The organism is Ideonella azotifigens, from assembly GCF_006519715.1.
Classification (GTDB): domain Bacteria; phylum Pseudomonadota; class Gammaproteobacteria; order Burkholderiales; family Burkholderiaceae_C; genus Ideonella; species Ideonella azotifigens.
In genome coordinates, this window is the sequence record NZ_VIDT01000865.1 from 1 (window position 1) to 1984 (window position 1984).

At 67.9% G+C, this 1984-nt stretch carries 3 protein-coding genes; all 3 read right to left on the reverse strand.

The features are described 5' to 3' along the window. Positions 1–768, reverse strand: a 768-nt coding sequence (locus tag FKP22_RS28590; RefSeq protein WP_141291507.1) for a SulP family inorganic anion transporter, incomplete at its 3' end; no start/stop codon positions are given. A 126-nt stretch (positions 769–894) separates the two neighbouring features. After that, complete coding sequence (locus FKP22_RS28595) at positions 895–1521, reverse strand: carbonic anhydrase (protein WP_141291509.1); 627 nt, start codon at positions 1519–1521, stop codon at positions 895–897. Positions 1522–1708: 187 nt separating this feature from the next. Further along, positions 1709–1984, reverse strand: a 276-nt coding sequence (locus FKP22_RS28600) for a nitroreductase family protein (RefSeq protein WP_211361638.1), incomplete at its 5' end; no start/stop codon positions are given.

The following is a 1984-nucleotide window of genomic DNA, read 5'->3' on the forward strand; positions in this document are numbered from 1 at the left end:
CAGCGTGAGCGCGAGACCCCACACCGACGCCTGGCCCAGCGCCCCCAGGTCCGGCCAGACCAGCACCTGCTGCACGGCGCCCCAGGAATCCAGCGCCGGGAGGTTGACCCGGTGCTGCACCGGCGGCGCCAGTTGCGGCCAGAACAGGTCCAGGCCCAGCGTGACGACGATGCCCAGCGCCACCACCGCCAGCGGCGCGGGCACGGCCCGCACCAATGCGAAGCGGCGCAGCGCCGGGCGGTCCCACAGCGCCAACAGCAAGGCGGAGCCCAGTGCGATGCCACAAGCGGAAAGCGACACATGGCCCAGCGATGTCTGCAGCAGACCGGCTGCCGGCACCTCGGAGAGACCCGCTGCTTGAGGCACCTGTTTGATGATCAGCAACAAGCCGATGGCCGCCAGCATGCCGCTCACCACGGACGAAGGCACGTAGGCCGCGAAACGCCCCGCCTTCAACAGGCCGAAGCCGAATTGCAGCATGCCGGCCAGCATCACCGCCGTGAGAAAGGCCCCATAGCCGCCTACGCTGGCGATGCCTTCGACGACGATCACCACCAGGCCCGCGGCCGGCCCGCTCACGCTGAGCGGCGAGCCGCTGAGCAAAGCCACCACGAGGCCACCAATGATGCCCGACAGCAGGCCGGCAAGCGGGTCCACGCCGGAGGCGTTGGCAATGCCAAGACACAAGGGCAGAGCCACCAGGAACACCACGATGCCAGCCGGCACGTCATGCCGGAGGTCCTGGAAGGTCGGGCGGGAGGAAGACATGGGAGAACCTCACGGTCACATGAGAATGAAGAGGCGATGCAATGCCCTCACGCCACCGCGGTGGCGCGCAAGGCAAGCGCGGCAGCAAAGAAAGGAAAGGCGGGGGAAAAGCGGCTGGCAGGCGCTTCAGGCGGCTTGCAGTGCCGCAGGCCCGTTCGCGCCATCGGCAGCGTCTTCGTCGTCCAGCACGCGCAGACGGCCGCTGTGCAGATCGAACATCCAGCCATGCACCCGAGGGCGAGGCTCGGCATGGCGCACCAGCGCGGTGGCGCGCACCTGGCGCACCTGCTCCAACACGCTCAGCTCGGCCAGGCGGTCGGCCCGGGCCGCTTCAGGCAGCGTGCCCAGTTCGGCGAGATGACCGTGCGCCAGCATACAGAGCGGGGCGATGCGCCGCGTGAGATGCGGCATGCCGTCCGGCACCCCCGCGAGCGCGGCACGCACGCCACCGCAGCCCGAATGGCCGCAAATGATCACATGCGCCACCCGCAGCACGCCGACGGCATATTCCAGCACGCTCATCGTGTTGGCATCGTCCGTCGGCACCAGGTTGGCAATGTTGCGGTGCACGAAAAGCTCACCCGGGCCGGCATTGGTGATGGCCTCGGCCGGCACGCGACTGTCCGAGCAGCCGATCCACAACACGCCGGGGCTCTGGCCCTGGGCCAGCGTGCTGAAAAAACCGGCATCGACCTGGGCCAACTCGTTTGCCCACGCGACGTTTTCTACCAGAAGACGCTTGGTCCGACTCATGGCGTTTCCCTGAAGTTTTTGTTGCACCGCAGCATATCGAGCAGTGCTCGTGAAAACGGTAACAACCCGAAAACCCTGGGGAATACCCGCAAAAGGCAGCTTTTTTCGATCCCTCGGCTGAGGCAGCGCCGGCCTCCCGGCCGCGACGTGGCCGCGGCCGTATCAGGCCCAGCCGGGGCAGCTATTTTCAAGACTCGAAGAAAACAAAGGCCTCCATCGGTGGGCGCGGCCTGGGAAGCCGGGGCCGCAGCGCGGTGCCAAGCGTGATGCAGCAGATCGCCTGCTCACCCTCGGCCAGTTCGAAGGCGCGGCGCATCGCATCGCTGCGCATGCCGCGGCCGCTGGAAAGGCCACTGGCGAAGCCGTGGGCCTCGGCGGCGAGCAGCAGGTTCTGGATGGCGGCGCCCAGGGAAACGAGTTGCTCCTCGGGCGGCACCTGCTCGTGGCCGGACTGAAGGCGGGC

Coding starts and splice junctions, on each gene's coding strand:
- FKP22_RS28595 (WP_141291509.1), bottom strand. CDS start 1,521: ATGAGTCGGACCAAGCGTCTTCTGGTAGAAAACGTCGCGTGGGCAAAC.